Raw genomic sequence first — 17,284 nt, 5'->3', positions numbered from 1 at the left:
GGAGACAGTCATGGGACTCGTCATCGACGCCCACAACCATCTCGGCGACCGGCCGGGAGCCCGCCAGACCGGCACCGAGCTGGTGGCCAAGCTCGACGCGGCCGGCGTCGACAAGGCCGTGGTGTTCCCCTTCGTCGAGGGCAACTTCACCAACGACTTCGTCAAGGACGCCCATGACCAGTTCCCGGACCGGCTGATCCCCTATTGCGCCGTCAACCCCTGGGAGCGCGATGCGGCCGACATCGTGCGCCATTGCATCACCCAATGGGGCTTCAAGGGGCTGAAGCTGCACCCGACGATCAACGGCTATCACCTCGCCGATCCCGAGCTGGTCGACCCCCTGTTCGAGGTGGCGGACGAACTGGGCTTCCCGATCATCGTCCACGGCGCCAGCGACCTCTACAACGCGCCGCCGGAATTCGCGCTGATGGCGGCCCGCTTCCCGCGCGTGCCGCTGCTGATGGCCCATATGGGCTTCTTCTGGTCGGTGGCGCAGGCCATTTCCTTTGCCGGCCAATTCGACAACCTCTATCTGGAGACGTCGCGAGCGCCGATCTTCGAGATTCAGACCGCCGTGAAGGAATTGGGGCCGCACAAGGTGATCTGGGGCACGGATTCGCCCTTCGTCGACTACGAGTTCGAGTTCCAGAAGATGGAGCGCGCGACGCCCGACCGGGACGGCTACGCGGCCATCGTCGGCGGCACCATGGCGCGCCTGCTGAAGCTCTAGCCGGACGAGGGGATCGGGCGCCGACATGGTTGGGAAGGAATTGCCGTGACGATGGAGCGCCCGGATCCGGCCGGCGATCGCCGCCTGGACCTCGCCGCACGAGCGGCCTGGCTCTACTATTTCAAGAGCCGGACCCAGGAGCAGATCGCGGCCGAGCTCAACATCTCGCGCCAGATCGTGCAGCGCCTGATCGCGCTCGCCAATGCCGAGCGGCTGATCCGCTTCCAGCTGATCCATCCGCTGGCCGAGGCGATCCAGCTCGCCGACCGGCTGAAGGACCGGTTCGGCCTGATCTATTGCGACGTGTGCCTGAGCGAGAGCGGCAGCACCGAGGACATCCCCTCGGTCGCCTCGCAGGCGACGTTCTACCTGGAGAACATCATCCAGCAGAAGGCGCCGCTCACCATCGGCATGGGCAGCGGCGGGGCCATGCGCGAGGTGTCGCGGCGCCTGCCGCCGATGGACCGGCCGCAGCACCATTGCGTGTCGCTGATGGGCAACCTGACGCGCGACGGCCGGGCGACCCATTACGACGTGGTCACGCGCCTGGCCGAGCGGCTCAACGCCCAGTGCTATCCGCTGCCCGTGCCGGTCGTCACCAACACGGTGGAGGAGCGCGAGGTGCTGCAGGCGCAGCCGGGCTACGGCGTGCTGCGCTCGCTGGTGGAGGAGGCGACGCTGCTGATCATGGGCATCGGCTTCTGGGGCCCGGAGGCGACGCTCTATCGCGACGGCTTCATCACGGCGGCGGAGACGGCGCAGGCGATGGAGGCGGGCGGGGTGGGCGAGCTGCTCGGCTGCGCCATCTCCGCCGACGGCGAGATCGTCGACGCCGCCTATCACGACCGCCTGACCTCCTTCGTCAGGACGCAGCCGGCGGACCGGCCGACCGCCATCGTCGCCTCCGGCGTCTACCGGGCGCCGGCGATCCGTGCCGCCCTCAAGGGACGCCTGGCGAACTCGCTGATCACCGACGAGAACACCGCCCGGCTGGTGCTGTCGATGGACTGAGGGCCCCGGGGGCCAGCGTCCGTTCGGGCGTGGTCCGTGGACGAGTGAGGCGGTCCGTCATGGCCGGACTTGATCCGGCCATCCACGCGAACGCCGGCGGTGACGAGAAAGTGCTGGTTGGCCGCGCGCGGCAAGCATAGCCATTGTCGAGTGCGCGTGGATAGGCGGATCAAGTCCGCTCATGACGTCGAGGATGATGGAACTGTCGTCGTTCTCGCCGAGACCGTTCCGTCGTGGCCCGGTTCGGCCCGGCCATTCCAGCGTGATCGGTTTCGATCGCGTATATCGTCCCACCCGCCCTTCGCCTGCTGCAATGCACGCGGATGCAAGCAATGGCGCCCTCAGCACAAAGACCAGGCGGGATGTCGGCCCTTAAGGTGACCGGCAATGTGCCGTTCCTGCGGCCGGCGCATGCGGTGCTCGACGCCCGCTCCAGAACAGAACACGCAGACGACAGAGGGTGTCGCATGAAGAACTCGGTTTCGATGCTGGCGGCAGCCGTTGCCGCGGGGCTGGCGGTCTGCGGCACGGCCGAGGCCGCCGACAAATGGTGGCCGGCCAAGATCTACAATCTCGATTCCGGTACCGCGAAGGTCGAGGACTACTCGCCCCTGGAAAAGGCGTCCAAGGCCTGGAACATCTGCGTGCTGTTCCCGCACATGAAGGACACGTTCTGGGTGGCCGTCGACTATGGCGTGGTCGAGGAGGCCAAGCGCATGGGCGTCAACATGACGCTCTACGAGGCCGGCGGCTACGAGAACCTGCCCAAGCAGCTCTCGCAGTTCGACGACTGCCTGGCCGGCGACTTCGACGCCATCATCGTCGGCCCGATCTCCGAGGCCGGCCTCGACAAGAAGATCAAGGAAGGGGTGGCGGCCGGCAAGCCGATCATCTCCACCATCAACCCCGTCTCCAAGTCCGACGTCACGTCTAAGATGACCGTCGACTTCGACACGATGGGCGAGCAGAGCGGCACCTATCTCGTCGACACCCTCAAGGACAAGGCGGCCAAGGTCGCCACCTTCCCCGGGCCGGCAGGCTCGGGCTGGGCCGAGGACTTCCTCAAGGGCTTCAAGAAAGCCGTGGACGGCAAGAGCAACATCACCATGCTCGGCGACAAGTTCGGCGATTCCGGCGTCGCCGTGCAGCTCGGCCTGATCCAGAACGCGCTGCAGGCCTATCCCGACATGAACGTCGTCTGGGGCTGCGCGCCGGCGGCGGAGGCGGCGATCGGCGCCGTGGCCCAGGCCGGGCGCAAGGACACGCTGATCATGTCGTCCTACGAGAACCAGGCCATGCTCGACGCCGTGACGAAGGGCGAGATCCTCGGCTTCGCCACGCAATATCCGGTGCTGCAGGGCCGCATCGCCATCGACACCGCCGTGCGCGTCCTCGAGAAGCAGCCCTACGTGAAGAGCGCCAAGGCCATCCCCGACATGATCGGCAAGGACAACTTGGACAAGATCAACATCGGTCTCGTCCTGGCCCCGGCCGACTTCAAGGCGGTCTTCTCCGTCGCGGCGCCGTGACGGGCCGGAACCGGGTCGGGGCGGAGGCCTCTGTTTTGGACGTGGACCTTCCCGAGCGAACCCAAGCAAGCGATGCCGGCCTTCTCCTGGAGATGGCCGGCATCTCCAAGCGCTTTCCCGGCGTCGTCGCGCTCGACGGCGTCGACTTCGACCTGCATGCCGGCGAGGTGCACGTGCTGTTCGGCGAGAACGGCGCCGGCAAGTCGACCCTGATCAACATCATCGCCGGCACCTTCCCGCCCGATGCCGGTGTCTACCGCTTCCGCGGCCGCGAGCTCGGGCGGCTCAAGCCGCATGCGGCCCGCGCCGTCGGCATCAGCCCGGTGTTCCAGGAGTTCAGCCTGGTGCCGGAGCTGACCATCGAGGAGAACCTCTTCCTCGGGCGCGAGATGACCAGCGGCGGCTTCCTCGACCGTGCGGGCATGGCCGAGCGGGCCCGCAAGGTCATCGCCGAGCTCGGCTTCGACCTGAAGCCGGATGAGAAGGTCGCGCGCCTATCGCGGGCGCACCAGCAGATGGTGGAGATCGCCAAGGCCCTGCTCGCCGACCTGCGCGTCCTGATCCTCGACGAGCCCACCGCCTCTCTCACCGAGGCCGAGGCGGAGACGCTGTTCGCGCTGGTCGGCCGGCTCAAGGCATCAGGCGTCGGCATCATCTACGTCTCGCACCGCATCCGCGAGTTCCAGCGCATCGGCGACCGCATCACCATCCTGCGCGACGGGCGCAAGATCGCCACCATGCCGCTCGCCGGCGTCTCGGAGACGACGCTGGTCGAATTGATGACCGGCCGCAAGGTCGGCGTGCTGTTCCCGCGCGTCGTGCACCGGCCGGCCGAGACGCTGCTCGCGGTCGAGGGCCTGACCCTGGCCGACGGGGCGGTGCGGGAAGCCAGCTTCCATGCGCGGGCCGGCGAGATCACCGGCATTGCCGGCCTGGTCGGCTGCGGCAAGTCGGAGATCGTGCGCGCCATCTACGGGCTCGAGCCGATCGCCGCCGGCACGGTCCGGGTCGGCGGCGAGACGCTTGCCGGCGCAGCCACGCCGATCGCCATGCTGCGGCGGGGCGTGTGCTATTTCCCCTCGGACCGCGTCGCCGAAGGCCTGGCGCTCGGCCGGCCGATCCGCGAGAACGCCTCGATGGCGGCGCTCGACCTGCCGGCCTTCTCGCGCGGAAGCGTCCTGCGTCGCGCCAGCGAGCGGCGCACTGTCAAGGCCATCCTTGAGCGCCTCAAGCTGCGCCCGCCGCAGATCGAGCGCGCCGTCGCCAAGCTCTCCGGCGGCAACCGCCAGAAGGTGCTGCTCGCCCGCGGCATGACCCGCGAGGTCTCGGTGTTCCTGTTCGACGAGCCGACGGTGGGCATCGACGTCGGCGCCAAGATCGAGATCTACGAATTGATGAAGGCGCTGGTCGCCGAGGGCGCGGCGATCGTCCTAGTCTCCTCCGAACTGCCGGAAGTGATGAACCTCTCCAACCGCGTCTATGTCATGCACCGCGCCCGCATGGTGGCCGAGCTCTCGGGCGAGGCCATCAACGAGGCCGAGATCCTGTCGCATTTCTTCCGCGAGGAGGCGCAGCACGGCGCGCCAGCGCGCGAGCTGGCCCTATCGTCGAGGCGGGCATGACCAGGCTGCAGATGCTCCACGGCCGCGTCGGCTTCGTCCCGATCATGCTGGTCGCCCTCCTCGTCGTCTTCGCGCTGGTGGTGCCGCATTTCCTGACCCTGCCGAACATCCTCAACGTGCTGCGCAGCTCCTCCTACCTCGTCATCCTGGCGGCCGGGCAGATGCTGGTGCTGATGGTCGGCGGCTTCGACCTCTCGGTCGGCGCGGTCGTGGCGCTCACCAGCGTCTCCAGCGCCCTGACCATGGTGGCCCTCAAGGACGACCTCTCCGGGGCGCCCGGGCTGATCATCCTGGCAGGCGTCGTGGCGGGCCTCGCCTGCGGCGCCCTGGTCGGGCTGGTCAACGGGCTCTGCGTCGCCTTCCTGCGCGTCTCGCCCTTCATGGTGACGCTCGGAACCGCCTCGATCGCCACCGGCATCGCCCTTTCGCTCACCAACGGCATCCCAGTCTACGGCATGCCGGAAGGCTATGTCGACGGCTTCGGCCGGGCGTTGTGGCTGGAGCTGCCCGCCGTCGTCTACCTCGCCGTGGCGATCGTGGCGGGGCTCTACGTCCTGCAGAACCACACGCGCATCGGCCGCTACATCGTGGCGATCGGCGGCAACCTGCAGGCGGCGATCGTCTCGGGCGTGCGCACCCAGTTCCACCTCGTCTCGGCCTATGTGCTGTGCTCGCTCTTCGCCGCGGTGAGCGGCCTTGCCCTCACGGCCCAGATCGGCTCGGGCCAGGCGGCGATCAATTCGCAGCTCACCCTGGAGAGCATCGCCGCCGCCGTCATCGCCGGCGTCAGCCTGAAGGGCGGGGTCGGGCGGGTGGAGATGGTGGCGCTCGGCGCGGTGTTCCTGCTGCTGCTCACCAACGCCATGGACCTGCTCACCATCGACCCGCGCATCCAGACGGTGTTCCTCGGCGCGATCGTGGTGCTGGCCGGCGCCCTGGACGAGCTCTCGAAGCGGAGGAGCGTCCGTGTCTGAGGCCGAGATCGCCCCGCGCATCGGCGACGCCGTCGCGGCGAAGGCGCTGCGCCTCCTCCTGGCGCTGCTGCTGCCGATCCTGATCGTCGTGGTCGAGCTTTGCGTCTACCTCGTGGTGCCGCGGGTGCTCTCGCCCGGCAACCTGCGCAACATCCTGATCCAGTCGAGCTATCTCATGCTGTTCGCCTCGGCGCAGATGGTGGTGATCCTGACGCGCGGCTTCGACCTGTCGCTCGGTGCCAGCGTCTCGGCCGTCAGCGTCGCCAGCGCCATGGTCCTGACCAGCCTGGCGGCGGCGGGCTATGATCCCGCCGTCGTCGTCGCGGCGGGCCTCGTGACCGGGCTCGGCTTCGGCCTGTTGGTCGGCCTGTTCAACGGCGGCTTCATCGCCGGGCTCGGCATCAACCCGTTCATCGTCACCCTCGGCAGCCTCAACATCTGCCTCGGCCTCGCCACCACCATGTCGGGCGGCCGGCCGGTGTTCGACGTGCCCGATGCCCTCAGCACGCTGCTCTACAACGGCAAGCTGATCCCCTGGCTGCCGATCCCGGTGATGCTGGCGATCGCGGTGTGCCTCGCCCTGCATTTCGTGCTCGGCCACACCGTGTTCGGCCGCTCGCTCTACCTCATCGGCAACAATCCGCGCGCCGCCGCGGTGGCGGGCATCCCCCGCCGGCGCTACCTCCTGCTCGCTTATGTCCTCGCTGGGGTGCTGGCCGCCTTCGGCGCGCTGATGCTGACGGCGCGCACCGGCTCGGGCGAGCCCAATCTCGGCGGCAGCCTGATGCTGGAGAGCATCGCCGCCGCTGTCATCGGCGGCGTCAGCCTGCAGGGCGGCGTCGGCGGCGTGGTGCCGGTCATCCTCGGCTCGCTGTTCATCACCATGATGTCGAACGCCATGAACCTCCTGCGCATCGACGGCTATATCCAGCAGATCATCCTGGGCGTCGTCATCATCGCCGCCATCGTCCTCGACCGCATCCGCGCTATCCGGACCTGAGGGCGCAGCGATGGTGAACGGGCATCGTCTCCACATGGCAGCCTCCCTGGCGGACGCCGTCGCGGCACTGGCCGAGCGGGCCGGGGAGGGCGCACCGCTCGCCGGCGCGACCTGGATCATGCGTGCGCCGCTGCGACGCGAGCCCGCCGCGTCCGCCTATGTCGGCATCGCGCGGATCCCCGAGCTCCGGCGCATCGACATCGACGACCGGTCCGTCGCGATCGGCGCCTGCGTCAGCCACGCCCAGCTCGCCGCGGCGCTGGCGCCCCATGCCGAGTGCCGGGCGCTGGCGCAGGCCGCCGGCCATTCCGCCAACCCGGCGATCCGGCGGATGGCGACGGTCGGCGGCAACCTCAGCACATCAGCCTTTGCCGCGGCGGACCTCGTCCCGGCGCTGCTCTGCCTCGACGCCGAAGTGGAGCTGCAGATCGGCGGGACCGGCGAGCGCATGGCGCTGCAGCGCTTTCTGGCCCATCGCACCAGCCTTGAGCCGGGCTGGCTCCTCAACCGCGTCATCGTCCCCCGCCGCCCGCGGCGCAGCGCCCATGTCCGCCTGCCGCTGCGCAGGGCGGGCGACTATCCCGTCGCCATCGTCAGCCTCGCCGTCGAGGACGAGGGCGCCGTCAGCGTCGCCATCGGCTCGGTCGAGCCGGTCGCCCGGCGCTGGCCCGCGCTGGAGGCAGCGCTGAAGGGCGATGCGCTCGATCCCGTCCGCGCCGCCGCCAGGGCCGCGGACCATCTCGACGGCTTCAACGGCCGCGCAGGCATCGAGGCGCCGGGCTGGTACCGCGTCGAGGTCCTGCCGGTCCTGGTCGGGCGGGCGGTCGCAGCCCTGGGGAGGCCGGCATGACGGCGCTGACGGTCAATGGCGAGGAGCGCGCCTCGCGCTCAGGGCCGATGACGCCGCTGCTCGACGTGCTGCGCGAGGAGTTCTTCCTCACCGGCGCCAAGGCCGTGTGCCGCGAGGGCTTCTGCGGCGCCTGCACCGTGCATCTCGACGGCGAGCCCGTCGCATCCTGCCTGGTGCCGCTCGGCGCCGCCGCCGGCCGGGAGGTCCGCACCGTCGAAGCGCTGGCGGCGGGAGGGCTCTCGCGGCTGCAGCAGGCGATGGAGGACCACGACGCCGTCCAGTGCGGCATGTGCTTTCCCGGCATGCTGATGACGCTGACCGACTTTCTCCGCCATACGCCGGCGCCGACGCGGGCCGAGGTCAAGGCCGCCCTCGCCGGCAATATCTGCCGCTGCACCGGCTATGAGCGCATCGTCGACGCGGCGCTCGATGCAGCTCGCTCGGCTTGAAGGGAAACGCTATGCCGGACCCTGCCGCCGCCACCATGGACCTGCCCCGGCGCGATGCCCGCGACAAGCTGCAGGGGCGCACCCGCTACACCGTCGACCGCGGCGGTGCCGGCACGCTGCAGGCCGTGCTGCTCAGGGCCGAGGTCGCCTCCGCCCGGATCCTGCGCCTCGATACCGCCAAGGCTCGCTCCATGCCCGGCGTGCGCGCCATCGTCACGGCCGAGGATGCGCCGGGCCGCCACGGCATCGGCATCGCCGACCACCCGCTCTTCGCCACCGGCTGCGTGCGCTATGACGGCGAGCCGCTCGCCGCGGTCGCCGCCGAGACGCTGGAGCAGGCCGAAGCTGCCGCCGCGGCCATCGCCGTCGAGCTCGAGCCGCTGCCCGCCGTCATCGAGATGGCGCAAGCGCTCACGCCCGATGCCCCGCTCGTGCACCCGGACTGGCGGGATTACGAGGTGCTGCTGGCAGGGGCGGCCCGGGCCGGCAATGTCGCCTGGGAGGCGACGGTGGTGCGCGGCGACGTCGATGCGGCCTTCGCCCGCGCGGATGTGACGATCGTCGACAGCGTCTTCCGGGTGGGGCGGCAGAACCACCTGTCCTTCGAGCCGCGCGCCGTCGTGGCTTCCTACGAGGACGGGCGCTTCCACATCGAGACCTCGACGCAGGTGCCCTGGTCGGTGCGTGCCACGACGGCGAAGCTCCTCGGCATCGCGCCCTCGCAGGTGCGCGTCACCGTGCCGGCGGTCGGCGGCGGCTTCGGCCTGAAGTTCGACTGCGCGCTCGAGCCCTTCGCCGCCTTGCTGGCCCGGGCCTCGGGGCGGCCGGTGAAGCTGGTCAATTCCCGGCGCGAGGAGATGCTGACCTGCCTCTGCCGCGAGAACGCCGAGATCCGCATCCGCTCGGCCGTCACGGCCGAGGGCGAGATCGTCGGCCGCGAGGCGGTGGTGCTGATGGACTGCGGCGCCTATGGCGGCGAGCAGATCTTCCTGACCACGATGACGGCGCACACGCTCGGCGGCAATTACCGGCTCGGCGCGGTGCGCCTGGCGAGCCGCGCCGTCTACACCAACACCGCGCCGAACGGCGCCTTCCGCGCCTGCAACGGCGTCTACAACACCTTCGCGCTGGAGCGGCACACCGACGAGATCTGTGCCGCCATCGGCATGGATCGCCTGGCCTTCCGCCGGCGCAACGTGCTGGGCGACGGCGATCTCGGGGCGACGGGCCAGGTGTTCGAGGGCGATGTCCTCGGCCCGATGCTCGATAAGATGGTGGCGCTGCGGGCGGAGAAGCCGTCGAGGGCGCCGCGCGCCGAGGGCCGGCTCCATGGCCGCGCCAGCGTGGTCGGCACCTGGTTCGTCTTCGTCGGGCCCTCGGCCGCCACCGTCAACCTCAACCCCGACGGCAGCGCCACGCTGGTCACCTCGGGCGTCGAGATCGGCTCGGGCTCGATGGTGCAGGCCCTGCCGCAGATCGTCGCCGCCGAGCTGGGACTCAAGCCCGAGGACGTCGTCGTCCGCACCGCCGACACCGATGCCGCCGGCTACGATGTCGGCGTCGGCGGCGGTCGGACCACGGTGTCGCTCGGCGCCGCCAGCACGGCGGCCTGCGTCGAGGTGCGCCGCAAGATGCTCAAGGTCGCCGCCGACATGCTGGAGACGGCGCCCGAGGACCTCGTCCTCGCCAAGGGGCGCGTCGAGATCGTCGGCATTCCCGGATCGGGCGTGACCATCGCCGAGATCGCCGCCCGCGCCCAGTCGCTCACCGGGCCGATCTCGGGCAGCGGCGCCTTCACCGGGCCGGGCGTCGCGGCGATGCCGGGCTGCGCCGCCGGCCATTTCATCGAGGCGCTGGATATCCCGGTCTTCGCCGTGCACGACTGCGAGGTTGCGGTCGACCCCGATACCGGCCATGTCGAGGTGCTGGCCTACACCGTGGTGCAGGATGTCGGGCGGGCGCTCAACCGCCGCGCCATTGCCGGGCAGATCCAGGGCGGGGTTGTGCAAGGTTTGGGCTACGCTTTGCATGAAGAGATGAGCATCGGCCCGGACGGGCGCATCCTGCAGTCGGGCCTGGAGACCTATCGCGTGCCGCTGGCCGAGGATGTCGTGCCGGTGGAGATCCATCTGCACGAGGGTGCCCCCTCGATCGGCCCGCTCGGCGTCAAGGGCGCCGGCGAGGTGCCGATCCTCAATGTCGGCGCGGCGATCGCCTGCGCCGTCGCCGACGCCACCGGCCGGCGCGTGCAGGAATTGCCGCTCACCCCGCCGCGCGTGCTGGCGCTGCTGCGGGAGCGGGAGGGGCCGCTCGAACTGGCGCATATCGCCAAGGATTGGCGAGAGAAGGTGCTGGGGTAGGGGGCGGCCGGCGATTGACACCCGTCCGGCGTTGCCCCATTTTCCGCATGGTGGATACGACCTGCCGCTTGCACCCTCCGGGGACGGTGAACGTATCGCGGCCTTCGCAGCCCTTTGCCCGAACGAGCGGGCCAGCAACGCAAGCCCCTGGCACATCTGTCTCGTTCCAGCAAAGGATGAAGACATGCGCGATTTCCGCGATGCCAAGGCCATGGCGCAGACGCTGCGCGCCGCGCTCGCCGCCAAGGGCTTCAAGATCACCGTCGGTGAAAGCCTCGAACTGATCGCCGGGACCTTCGGCGTTGCCGACTGGAACACGCTGGCCGCCCTGATCCGGCGCGAGAAGCCTCTCGTCATCGACAGGTCAGCCTCGCCGACGCCACCCGTGGCCGAGGCCGGCGATGTCGTCCCTCTGTTCTCGGCTGGGCTCGCGGCCGCACTGCAGAAAGCTCTCGTCTTCGCCCAGCAGCGAAGGCACGAATATGCGACGCTGGAGCATCTCCTGCTCGCGCTGATCGACGACGCGGATGCCCGTGCCGTGATGACCGTCTGCAATGTCGATTTCGGAAAGCTGACCAGGACGCTGGTCGGCTATCTCGACAACGACCTCAAGAGATTGGTCGTCGACGAGGGCACGGCTCCCAAACCGACGGCCGCATTCCAGCGCGTGGTCCAGCGCAGCAGCCTCCGGGTCCATGAGCTGGGCCACAACGTGGTCACCGGCGCCAACACCCTCGAAGCCCTGTTCGCGGAGACACGAAGCCCTGCGGTCCGGTTCCTCGGTGAACAGGACATGACCTGGGACAGGGTGTCGGAGATCGCCACACGCGGCTCCGCATAGCTGCGGCGGCTTCGGATCTCTCCAGTGGGGCCGGAAAGCCGATCGTCGAGGCCCAGGCATTCGTCACTCGCTCACCCGCCCCTCAACGCCCGGCGTCGCGCCGTTCGAGATAGTGCTCCAGCACATAGTCCTCGCCGGGCCCGTAACGGTCGGTCAGGGCGTGGCCGGGATAGCGGTCCCAGGAGGTGAAGGTGATCCAGGCGGGCTCGACGCCGAGGTCGCGCTCGATATGCGCGGCGTTGCGGACCGCGGCGTCGAGCCAGGCCTGGTTGGTCGTCGCCGCCGTGGGTGGCGCGGCATTGGCGATCAGCCCGAGCGGCAGGCCGGCGCCGCGGGCGAAGCCGGCCACGGCGGCGAGGCTTCGCGGCCATGACGGCTGGCCCCAGTTGATATCGACTGTGAGGGAGGCGAGGGGCTGGCCGACGGCGCGTCCGAACGCCTGGCGCCAGCGCTGATAGTCGGCGCGCCACTGCGGCTGGTCGGTGATCGAGGGAAAGGGCTCGGTGTCGCCGATCACCACCGCGGGGAACAGCTTCTGATATTCGCGCAGATTGGCCGCGACTCGCGCGGCCACGTCCTCGACCGACGAGCGGCAGGCGTGCGGGCCGGCATAGTAGTGGCCGAACCACAGGGGCTCGTCCATGGCGACATAGTCGATGCGGCCGCCGGCGCGCGCGACCTTGGCGGCCAGCGCGGCGGTCTGCTCGGGCGGGAAGTAACCCTCCACGCCGCCGCCGCATCCCGCCGGCGCGCTCATGCCGGGCAGAGTATAGGCCTGGGCCAGCATCTCGACGCCGAGCGCGATGTGCCGGCGCTTCAGCTCGGCGACCACCTTGGCGAGGTCCGCGTCGGGGATCTTGACCAGGGCCTGGGTCAGGATGCCCATGACCGTGATGCGGGTCAGGGCCGGCGGCCATTGCGGGCTCGGCTGGTCGTAGAGGGTCTCCCAGCTCTGGTGGCCGGCCTCGCTCGAGATGGCGCCCATGGAGAACCAGATCTTCGGCTCGCCCCGGGTCTCGGCGGGCGCTGCCACGGCGAGGGCGGCGACGAGCGCGAAGGCCGGGATCAGGCCGCACACGCCGGCGCCTCTCCGGATCAGCGCCGCGGCCGACTGCAAGCCAGGCATGGGACACTCTCGCCGAACGACGCAGGGAGGCCGGAGCGCGATCGAAGGCGTCCAGCACGGATGGCCCCTCGAGCGCCGATCCGCAGCATCGTGGCGCATCTTGGCGTTCCGATGGCGCTTCGGACGGGCGGTCTGGTCGCCGGGCGGCGACGCGCCGGCCGATGTGGTTGCTGGCGGACAGCTTCTAAAGCTGCGATTCGATAGCCGCCTTATCGAGGATGGACCATACGTCCGCGATTTTCCCGTCTCGAAATCGATAGAAGACGTTCTCGGCAAAGGAGACCCTCTTCCCGTTGACGGGAAGACCCAGGAAGGTTCCCCTCGGCGTGCAGTCGAAATGGAGCCGGCTTGCGATGTGGGGCGGGTCGGAGATCAGCAGCCGGATGTCGAAATGCAGGTCCGGGATCGCGTCGAAGTCGTTTTCCAGCATCGCGCGATAGCCCGATACGCCGAGCAGCCGGCCGTTGTGGCGCACCTCGTCGTGGACGAACCGTCCCAGGTTCGGCCAGTCCTGCCCGTTCAAACAGGCGATATAGGCCTTGTAGAGATCGGAGAGCTCGGCTTTGGGCATGGGGCTGATGCTCGTCATGTCGATGTCGGAGCAGGGATGAGCCCTTGTGCTCCGGCACGGCGGCGATGTCGACCCCCGGAGCACGGCGGTCTTCCCCGCGATGCGCGGCCCGCGCATCGCCAGCCTGGCGGAAGGCCCCCGGGGACGGGCGGCGATCGGCGCTTTCAGCTCGCCGCCCCCCATTTCGAGGCCGAGCGCTTGTGGAACATCTCGCGGAACTGCTCGGTCGAGGTCGGCAGGAGCGCGCCGGTGTCCCAGTCGAGGATCACGGCGTAACGGCGCACGGCGTCGAGCTGGTCGATCCTGCCGGCGCGGTAGTCTTCCGCGACCTCCTCCGGGTCGGCGGCGAGCCAGCCGGACCGCATGTCGCGGATCTCCCGGCGCAAGCTCTCGGTCCCTGCCTCGTCGATCGCGTAGTCGCAGATCTCCGGGTCGACGGCCCGGATCACCACGCCGTAATCCCTGGCGGCGCGCTCGATCGAGACATAGCCGTCGATCACATCCTCGCGCACCAGGGCCGGGTCGCGCTCCAGGGGATCGCCGAAGCCGCCGCCGCCGGCGGTCGGGCGGCTGAACACGTCGCCTTCGGCCATCGGCACGTCGGAGAAGGTGGCGCCGAGCCAGTCCTCCCGCTCCTTGCCGGCGCGGTGCAGCGTCAGGCCGTGCGGGATCGAGGGCAGGCCGCCTTCGATGCCCCAGACCACGGCGCGCTCGCGGTCGCAGATATAGGAGATGACGGTCTTCTCCGCCGCCAGCAGCCTTGAGGTCTTGCGCACGCCGGCGCCGCCGCGCCATTTGCCGGGCCCGGGCGAGTCGGTGAGGATCTCGAACTCGGTGGTCAGGACGGGGTTGACGCGCTCCTGGCCCTCCACCGGCTGGGCCATCATGCCGGTGCCGAAGCAGGCGGTGGTGACGTTGCAGCCGTCGCGGCCGTTGCGCCCGCCCCAGCCGCCCGGCAGCCAGTCGTAGAACATGAAGATCGGCTTCTCCGGCCGCCGGGCGTCGAGGCCGCCGGTGAGGAGATATTCGAGGTTGAAGGCGCAGGCGATGGCGCGGTGCGGCAGGATCTTCGACCAGATCTCGTAGATGGCGTTCATGATCTTCTCGAACGGCATCAGGAAGCCGGTGACGCCGATCGGCCATTTCGCGTCGACGATCGAGCCCTCCGGCGCGATGATCTCGAACACGCGGTAGAAGCCGGAATTGAGCGGCAGGTCGGGGAAGAAGGTCTTCATGCCCGCAGCCACGGCCGAGAACGTCGTGCCGAAGGCGGAATTGTAGATCGAGCCGATGGTCGGGTGGCTGCCGGTGAAGTCGTAGATCGCCTTGTCGCCCTTGATGGTGAGCTTGACCTTGATCGGGATCATGCCCTCGGGGCCGGTGGGGTCGCGGTCGATGAAGTCCTGCGTCTCCCACACCCCGTCGGGCAGCGCCGCGATGCGCTGGCGCATGGCGCGCTCGACATAGTCCTGCACCTCGGCGAAGCCGGTCTCCACGGTGTCGCGGCCATATTTGGAGACGAGGCGCAGGATCTCGCGCTCGCACACCTGCGTCGCCTGGGCCTGGGCATGGATGTCGCCGATGATCGAGGCGGGATCGCGGGTGTTGGACGCGATCATGCCGGCGACGTCCTTGCAGAAGCGCCCCTTGTCGAACAGGCGCACCGGCGTGATGCGCAGCCCCTCGCGGAACATGTCGCGCGCCGTCACGTCGAACGACCCCGGCACGCTGCCGCCGACATCGGACCAATGCCCGTTCGATTGGCTGTAGGCGATGATCCGTCCCTCGGCGAAGATCGGCCGGACCAGCCGCACGTCGGAGAAATGCGTGCCGCCGGCATAGGGGTCGTTGATGGCGTAGACGTCGCCCGGATGCATGTCGCCGTCGAAGACCCGCATCACCTCCTTGCAGGTGAAGTGCAGCGTGCCGACATGGACGGCGATGTCGGCATTGCCCTGCGCCACCGAATCCCCGCGCGCATCGTGCACCGCGTTGGAGAAGTCGTGGTTGTAGATCACGAAGGAGTAGCAGGTCCGGAGGATCTGCTCGCCCATCTGGTCGACGCTGGTGATGAAGGAGTTCTTCAGCACCTCGAAGGTGACGGGGTCGAGGGTGGGCTTGGCGACCATCGCCGTCACTCCTTCACGCGGATGATGATGTTGAGATAGGTGTCGACGCTGGCCGTGGTGCCCGGCGGCACCACCACGGTGGAATCCACCTGCTCGACGACGGCCGGTCCCTTGAGCGTGAAGCCGGCCGGCAGGTCGGCGCGCTCGTAGACCGGGGTGTCGATCGGCGCCTCGCCGTCGAACCAGACCGGCCGCCGGCTCACCGGCTGCGGCACGACGCCCGTCGGCTCGTGCATGGCGAGCTCGGCTTTCGGCACCACGCCGATCGCCTTGAGGTTGAGGCGGAACAGGCTGACCGGCGCGTCGTCGCGGCGGAAATTGTACTCGCGCTCGTGGTTGGCGTGGAAGGCCTCGACCAGGTCGGCGATGGCGCCGATCGGGCTCGGCGCCGTGACCGCGAGCGAGCGCCACTGGCCGAGATACATCATGTCGACGGAGCGCTGCAGCACGATGTCGGCGAGTGCGACGCCCTCATGGGCGAGGCGGTCGAGCGCCTCCTGTTCCAGCCGGCCGAAGGCAGCCTCGATTGTCGCGGGATCGGCGTCGGCGGCCGCGCCGATATGGCTTTCCGAGAAGTCGTGCTGCATGTCGACCAGCAGGCAGCCGAGCGCCGAGGTCACGCCCGGATTGGGCGGCACGATCACGGCGGGAATGGCGAGGTCGCGGGCGATGGCGGCGCCGTGCAGCGCCCCGGCGCCGCCGAAGGCGACGAGCGCGAAGTCGCGCGGATCGTAGCCGCGGCTGATCGAGATCAGGCGCACCGCGTCCGACATGTTGGCATTGGCGACGCGGATGACGGCGTCCGCCGCCGCGTGCCGGGTGAGGCCGAAGGAGGCCGCCACCTCGTCCACGGCCGCGGCGGCCAGCGCCGGGTCGAGGGTGATCTTGCCGCCGGCGAGGCTGGTGCCGAGCCGGCCCAGCACCACGTTGGCGTCGGTGTTGGTCGCCTGCCGGTTGCCGTTGCCGTAGCAGGCGGGGCCGGGATTGGCGCCGGCCGATTGCGGACCGTTGCGCAGCGAGCCGGCTTCGTCGGTCCAGGCCAGCGAGCCGCCGCCGGCGCCGATGGTCAGCACCTCGATCGAGGAGAAGCGGATGGGATAGCCGAACTCGATGTGCCAGTCCTTGGTGACGCGCGATTGGCCGTCATAGGCCAGAGACACGTCGGTGGAGGTGCCGCCCATGTCGAGGCCGATCGAGTTGCGGAAGCCGCACAGCATGGCGACGTGCCGGCTGGCGATGGCGCCGGCGGCGATGCCGGAGCCGGCCAGACGCGCGGCGAAATCCTTGACGCTGGCCGGCGTCATCACGCCGCCGCCGGTGTGGAGCAGCAGGAGGTCGCGGGTATAGCCCTCCTGCTTCAGCCGGTCGCCGAGGCGGGTGGTGTAGTCCACCACGACGGGGCTCAGCGCCGCGTTGACGACGGTGGTGGAGAAGCGCTCGTGCTCGAAGATCTCCGGCATCACGCCGGAGGAGGTGGAGACCGGCACGCCGGGCAGCTCCTCCTCGAGAATCGCCTTCATGCGCCGCTCGTTGGCGCCGTTCATGTAGGCGTTCATGAAGCAGACAGCGACGGCCGCGACGCCCCGCCGCTTCAGGACGCGCGCCACGTCCCGGGCCGCCGCCTCGTCGAGCTGCGTGACGATCGCGCCCTGGGCGTCGATGCGCTCGGGCACGGTCAGCCGGTCGCGGCGCGGGACATAGGGCTTCACCACGTCCTTGTAGGTGTCCCAGAGGTCCTCCTTGTTGGCGCGGCGGATCTCGATCACGTCGCGGAAGCCCTCGGTGCAGACCATGGCGGTGCGCGGCAGGCGCCTGGTGATGAGGGCATTGGTGGCGACCGTGGTGCCGTGGGAGAACAGCGCGACCTCGCGGAGGTCGATGGCGGCCTTCTCGACGCCGGCCATGATGCCGTCGATCGGGTCCTTCGACGAGGCGGTCTTCTCGATGCGGATCTGGCCGGTTTCCTCGTCCATGATGCAGATGTCGGTGAAGGTTCCGCCGACATCGACGGCGACGCGCAGGTTGGGCACGGGGTGGTCTCCCTTGAGGCGCCGGTGCGCAGGGCAAGGCTCTGCCCTGCATGCGCGCACGG

General features: G+C 69.5%; 14 protein-coding genes. 10 read left to right on the top strand and 4 right to left on the bottom strand.

The window, feature by feature from the left end:
- Window positions 1–10 precede the first annotated feature (10 nt).
- From QO011_RS41060 to QO011_RS41015, 10 genes are all read left to right on the top strand, one after another.
- Window positions 11–730, top strand: coding sequence for an amidohydrolase family protein (locus QO011_RS41060; protein ID WP_307286121.1), 720 nt, complete (start codon window positions 11–13; stop codon window positions 728–730).
- Window positions 731–781: 51 nt separating this feature from the next.
- Window positions 782–1,741 (top strand): sugar-binding transcriptional regulator, encoded by a 960-nt coding sequence (locus QO011_RS41055; protein ID WP_307286155.1) that lies wholly within the window; start codon window positions 782–784, stop codon window positions 1,739–1,741.
- Between the two features lie 467 nt (window positions 1,742–2,208).
- The gene (gene torT / locus QO011_RS41050; RefSeq protein WP_307286118.1) at window positions 2,209–3,270 is read left to right on the top strand and encodes a TMAO reductase system periplasmic protein TorT; all 1,062 of its coding nucleotides are present in this window, start codon (window positions 2,209–2,211) and stop codon (window positions 3,268–3,270) included.
- A gap of 41 nt (window positions 3,271–3,311) precedes the next feature.
- On the top strand, window positions 3,312–4,892 hold the full coding sequence (locus tag QO011_RS41045) for a sugar ABC transporter ATP-binding protein (RefSeq protein WP_307286115.1): 1,581 nt from the start codon (window positions 3,312–3,314) through the stop codon (window positions 4,890–4,892).
- Window positions 4,889–5,866: an ABC transporter permease gene (locus tag QO011_RS41040; RefSeq protein WP_307286112.1), complete on the top strand. Its 978-nt coding sequence runs from the start codon at window positions 4,889–4,891 to the stop codon at window positions 5,864–5,866. Before QO011_RS41045 ends, QO011_RS41040 begins: the two co-directional genes overlap by 4 nt.
- Window positions 5,859–6,866, top strand: a complete 1,008-nt coding sequence (locus QO011_RS41035; protein WP_307286110.1) for an ABC transporter permease — start codon at window positions 5,859–5,861, stop codon at window positions 6,864–6,866. The genes QO011_RS41040 and QO011_RS41035 overlap by 8 nt, the downstream gene beginning before the upstream one ends.
- 34 nt (window positions 6,867–6,900) lie before the next feature.
- A complete protein-coding gene (locus tag QO011_RS41030) occupies window positions 6,901–7,716 on the top strand; it encodes an FAD binding domain-containing protein (protein ID WP_307286107.1) in 816 nt (271 codons plus the stop codon).
- On the top strand, window positions 7,713–8,165 hold the full coding sequence (locus QO011_RS41025; protein ID WP_307286105.1) for a (2Fe-2S)-binding protein: 453 nt from the start codon (window positions 7,713–7,715) through the stop codon (window positions 8,163–8,165). The genes QO011_RS41030 and QO011_RS41025 overlap by 4 nt, the downstream gene beginning before the upstream one ends.
- Window positions 8,166–8,176: 11 nt before the next feature.
- On the top strand, window positions 8,177–10,525 hold the full coding sequence (locus QO011_RS41020; protein WP_307286103.1) for a xanthine dehydrogenase family protein molybdopterin-binding subunit: 2,349 nt from the start codon (window positions 8,177–8,179) through the stop codon (window positions 10,523–10,525).
- 31 nt (window positions 10,526–10,556) lie between these two features.
- Entirely contained in the window at window positions 10,557–11,366 is an 810-nt protein-coding gene (locus tag QO011_RS41015) for a Clp protease N-terminal domain-containing protein (RefSeq protein WP_307286101.1), read from the top strand.
- Between the two features lie 82 nt (window positions 11,367–11,448).
- On the opposite strand, the gene QO011_RS41010 is transcribed toward QO011_RS41015, so the two are convergent.
- From QO011_RS41010 to QO011_RS40995, 4 genes are all read right to left on the bottom strand, one after another.
- Entirely contained in the window at window positions 11,449–12,492 is a 1,044-nt protein-coding gene (locus tag QO011_RS41010; protein ID WP_307286099.1) for a hypothetical protein, read from the bottom strand.
- 184 nt (window positions 12,493–12,676) lie between these two features.
- Window positions 12,677–13,063, bottom strand: a complete 387-nt coding sequence (locus QO011_RS41005; RefSeq protein ID WP_307286153.1) for an ester cyclase — start codon at window positions 13,061–13,063, stop codon at window positions 12,677–12,679.
- A 164-nt stretch (window positions 13,064–13,227) separates the two neighbouring features.
- A complete protein-coding gene (locus QO011_RS41000; protein WP_307286096.1) occupies window positions 13,228–15,192 on the bottom strand; it encodes a hydantoinase B/oxoprolinase family protein in 1,965 nt (654 codons plus the stop codon).
- A 5-nt stretch (window positions 15,193–15,197) separates the two neighbouring features.
- Window positions 15,198–17,222 (bottom strand): hydantoinase/oxoprolinase family protein, encoded by a 2,025-nt coding sequence (locus tag QO011_RS40995; RefSeq protein WP_307286093.1) that lies wholly within the window; start codon window positions 17,220–17,222, stop codon window positions 15,198–15,200.
- Between the last annotated feature and the right edge of the window lie 62 nt (window positions 17,223–17,284).

This window comes from Labrys wisconsinensis (genome assembly GCF_030814995.1).
Taxonomy (GTDB): domain Bacteria; phylum Pseudomonadota; class Alphaproteobacteria; order Rhizobiales; family Labraceae; genus Labrys; species Labrys wisconsinensis.
This window is presented reverse-complemented; position numbering and strand designations above follow the sequence as displayed.

Coding starts and splice junctions, on each gene's coding strand:
- QO011_RS41060 (WP_307286121.1), top strand. CDS start 11: ATGGGACTCGTCATCGACGCCCACAACCATCTCGGCGACCGGCCGGGA.
- QO011_RS41055 (WP_307286155.1), top strand. CDS start 782: ATGGAGCGCCCGGATCCGGCCGGCGATCGCCGCCTGGACCTCGCCGCA.
- torT (WP_307286118.1), top strand. CDS start 2,209: ATGAAGAACTCGGTTTCGATGCTGGCGGCAGCCGTTGCCGCGGGGCTG.
- QO011_RS41040 (WP_307286112.1), top strand. CDS start 4,889: ATGACCAGGCTGCAGATGCTCCACGGCCGCGTCGGCTTCGTCCCGATC.
- QO011_RS41030 (WP_307286107.1), top strand. CDS start 6,901: ATGGCAGCCTCCCTGGCGGACGCCGTCGCGGCACTGGCCGAGCGGGCC.
- QO011_RS41025 (WP_307286105.1), top strand. CDS start 7,713: ATGACGGCGCTGACGGTCAATGGCGAGGAGCGCGCCTCGCGCTCAGGG.
- QO011_RS41020 (WP_307286103.1), top strand. CDS start 8,177: ATGCCGGACCCTGCCGCCGCCACCATGGACCTGCCCCGGCGCGATGCC.
- QO011_RS41010 (WP_307286099.1), bottom strand. CDS start 12,492: ATGCCTGGCTTGCAGTCGGCCGCGGCGCTGATCCGGAGAGGCGCCGGC.
- QO011_RS41005 (WP_307286153.1), bottom strand. CDS start 13,063: ATGCCCAAAGCCGAGCTCTCCGATCTCTACAAGGCCTATATCGCCTGT.
- QO011_RS41000 (WP_307286096.1), bottom strand. CDS start 15,192: ATGGTCGCCAAGCCCACCCTCGACCCCGTCACCTTCGAGGTGCTGAAG.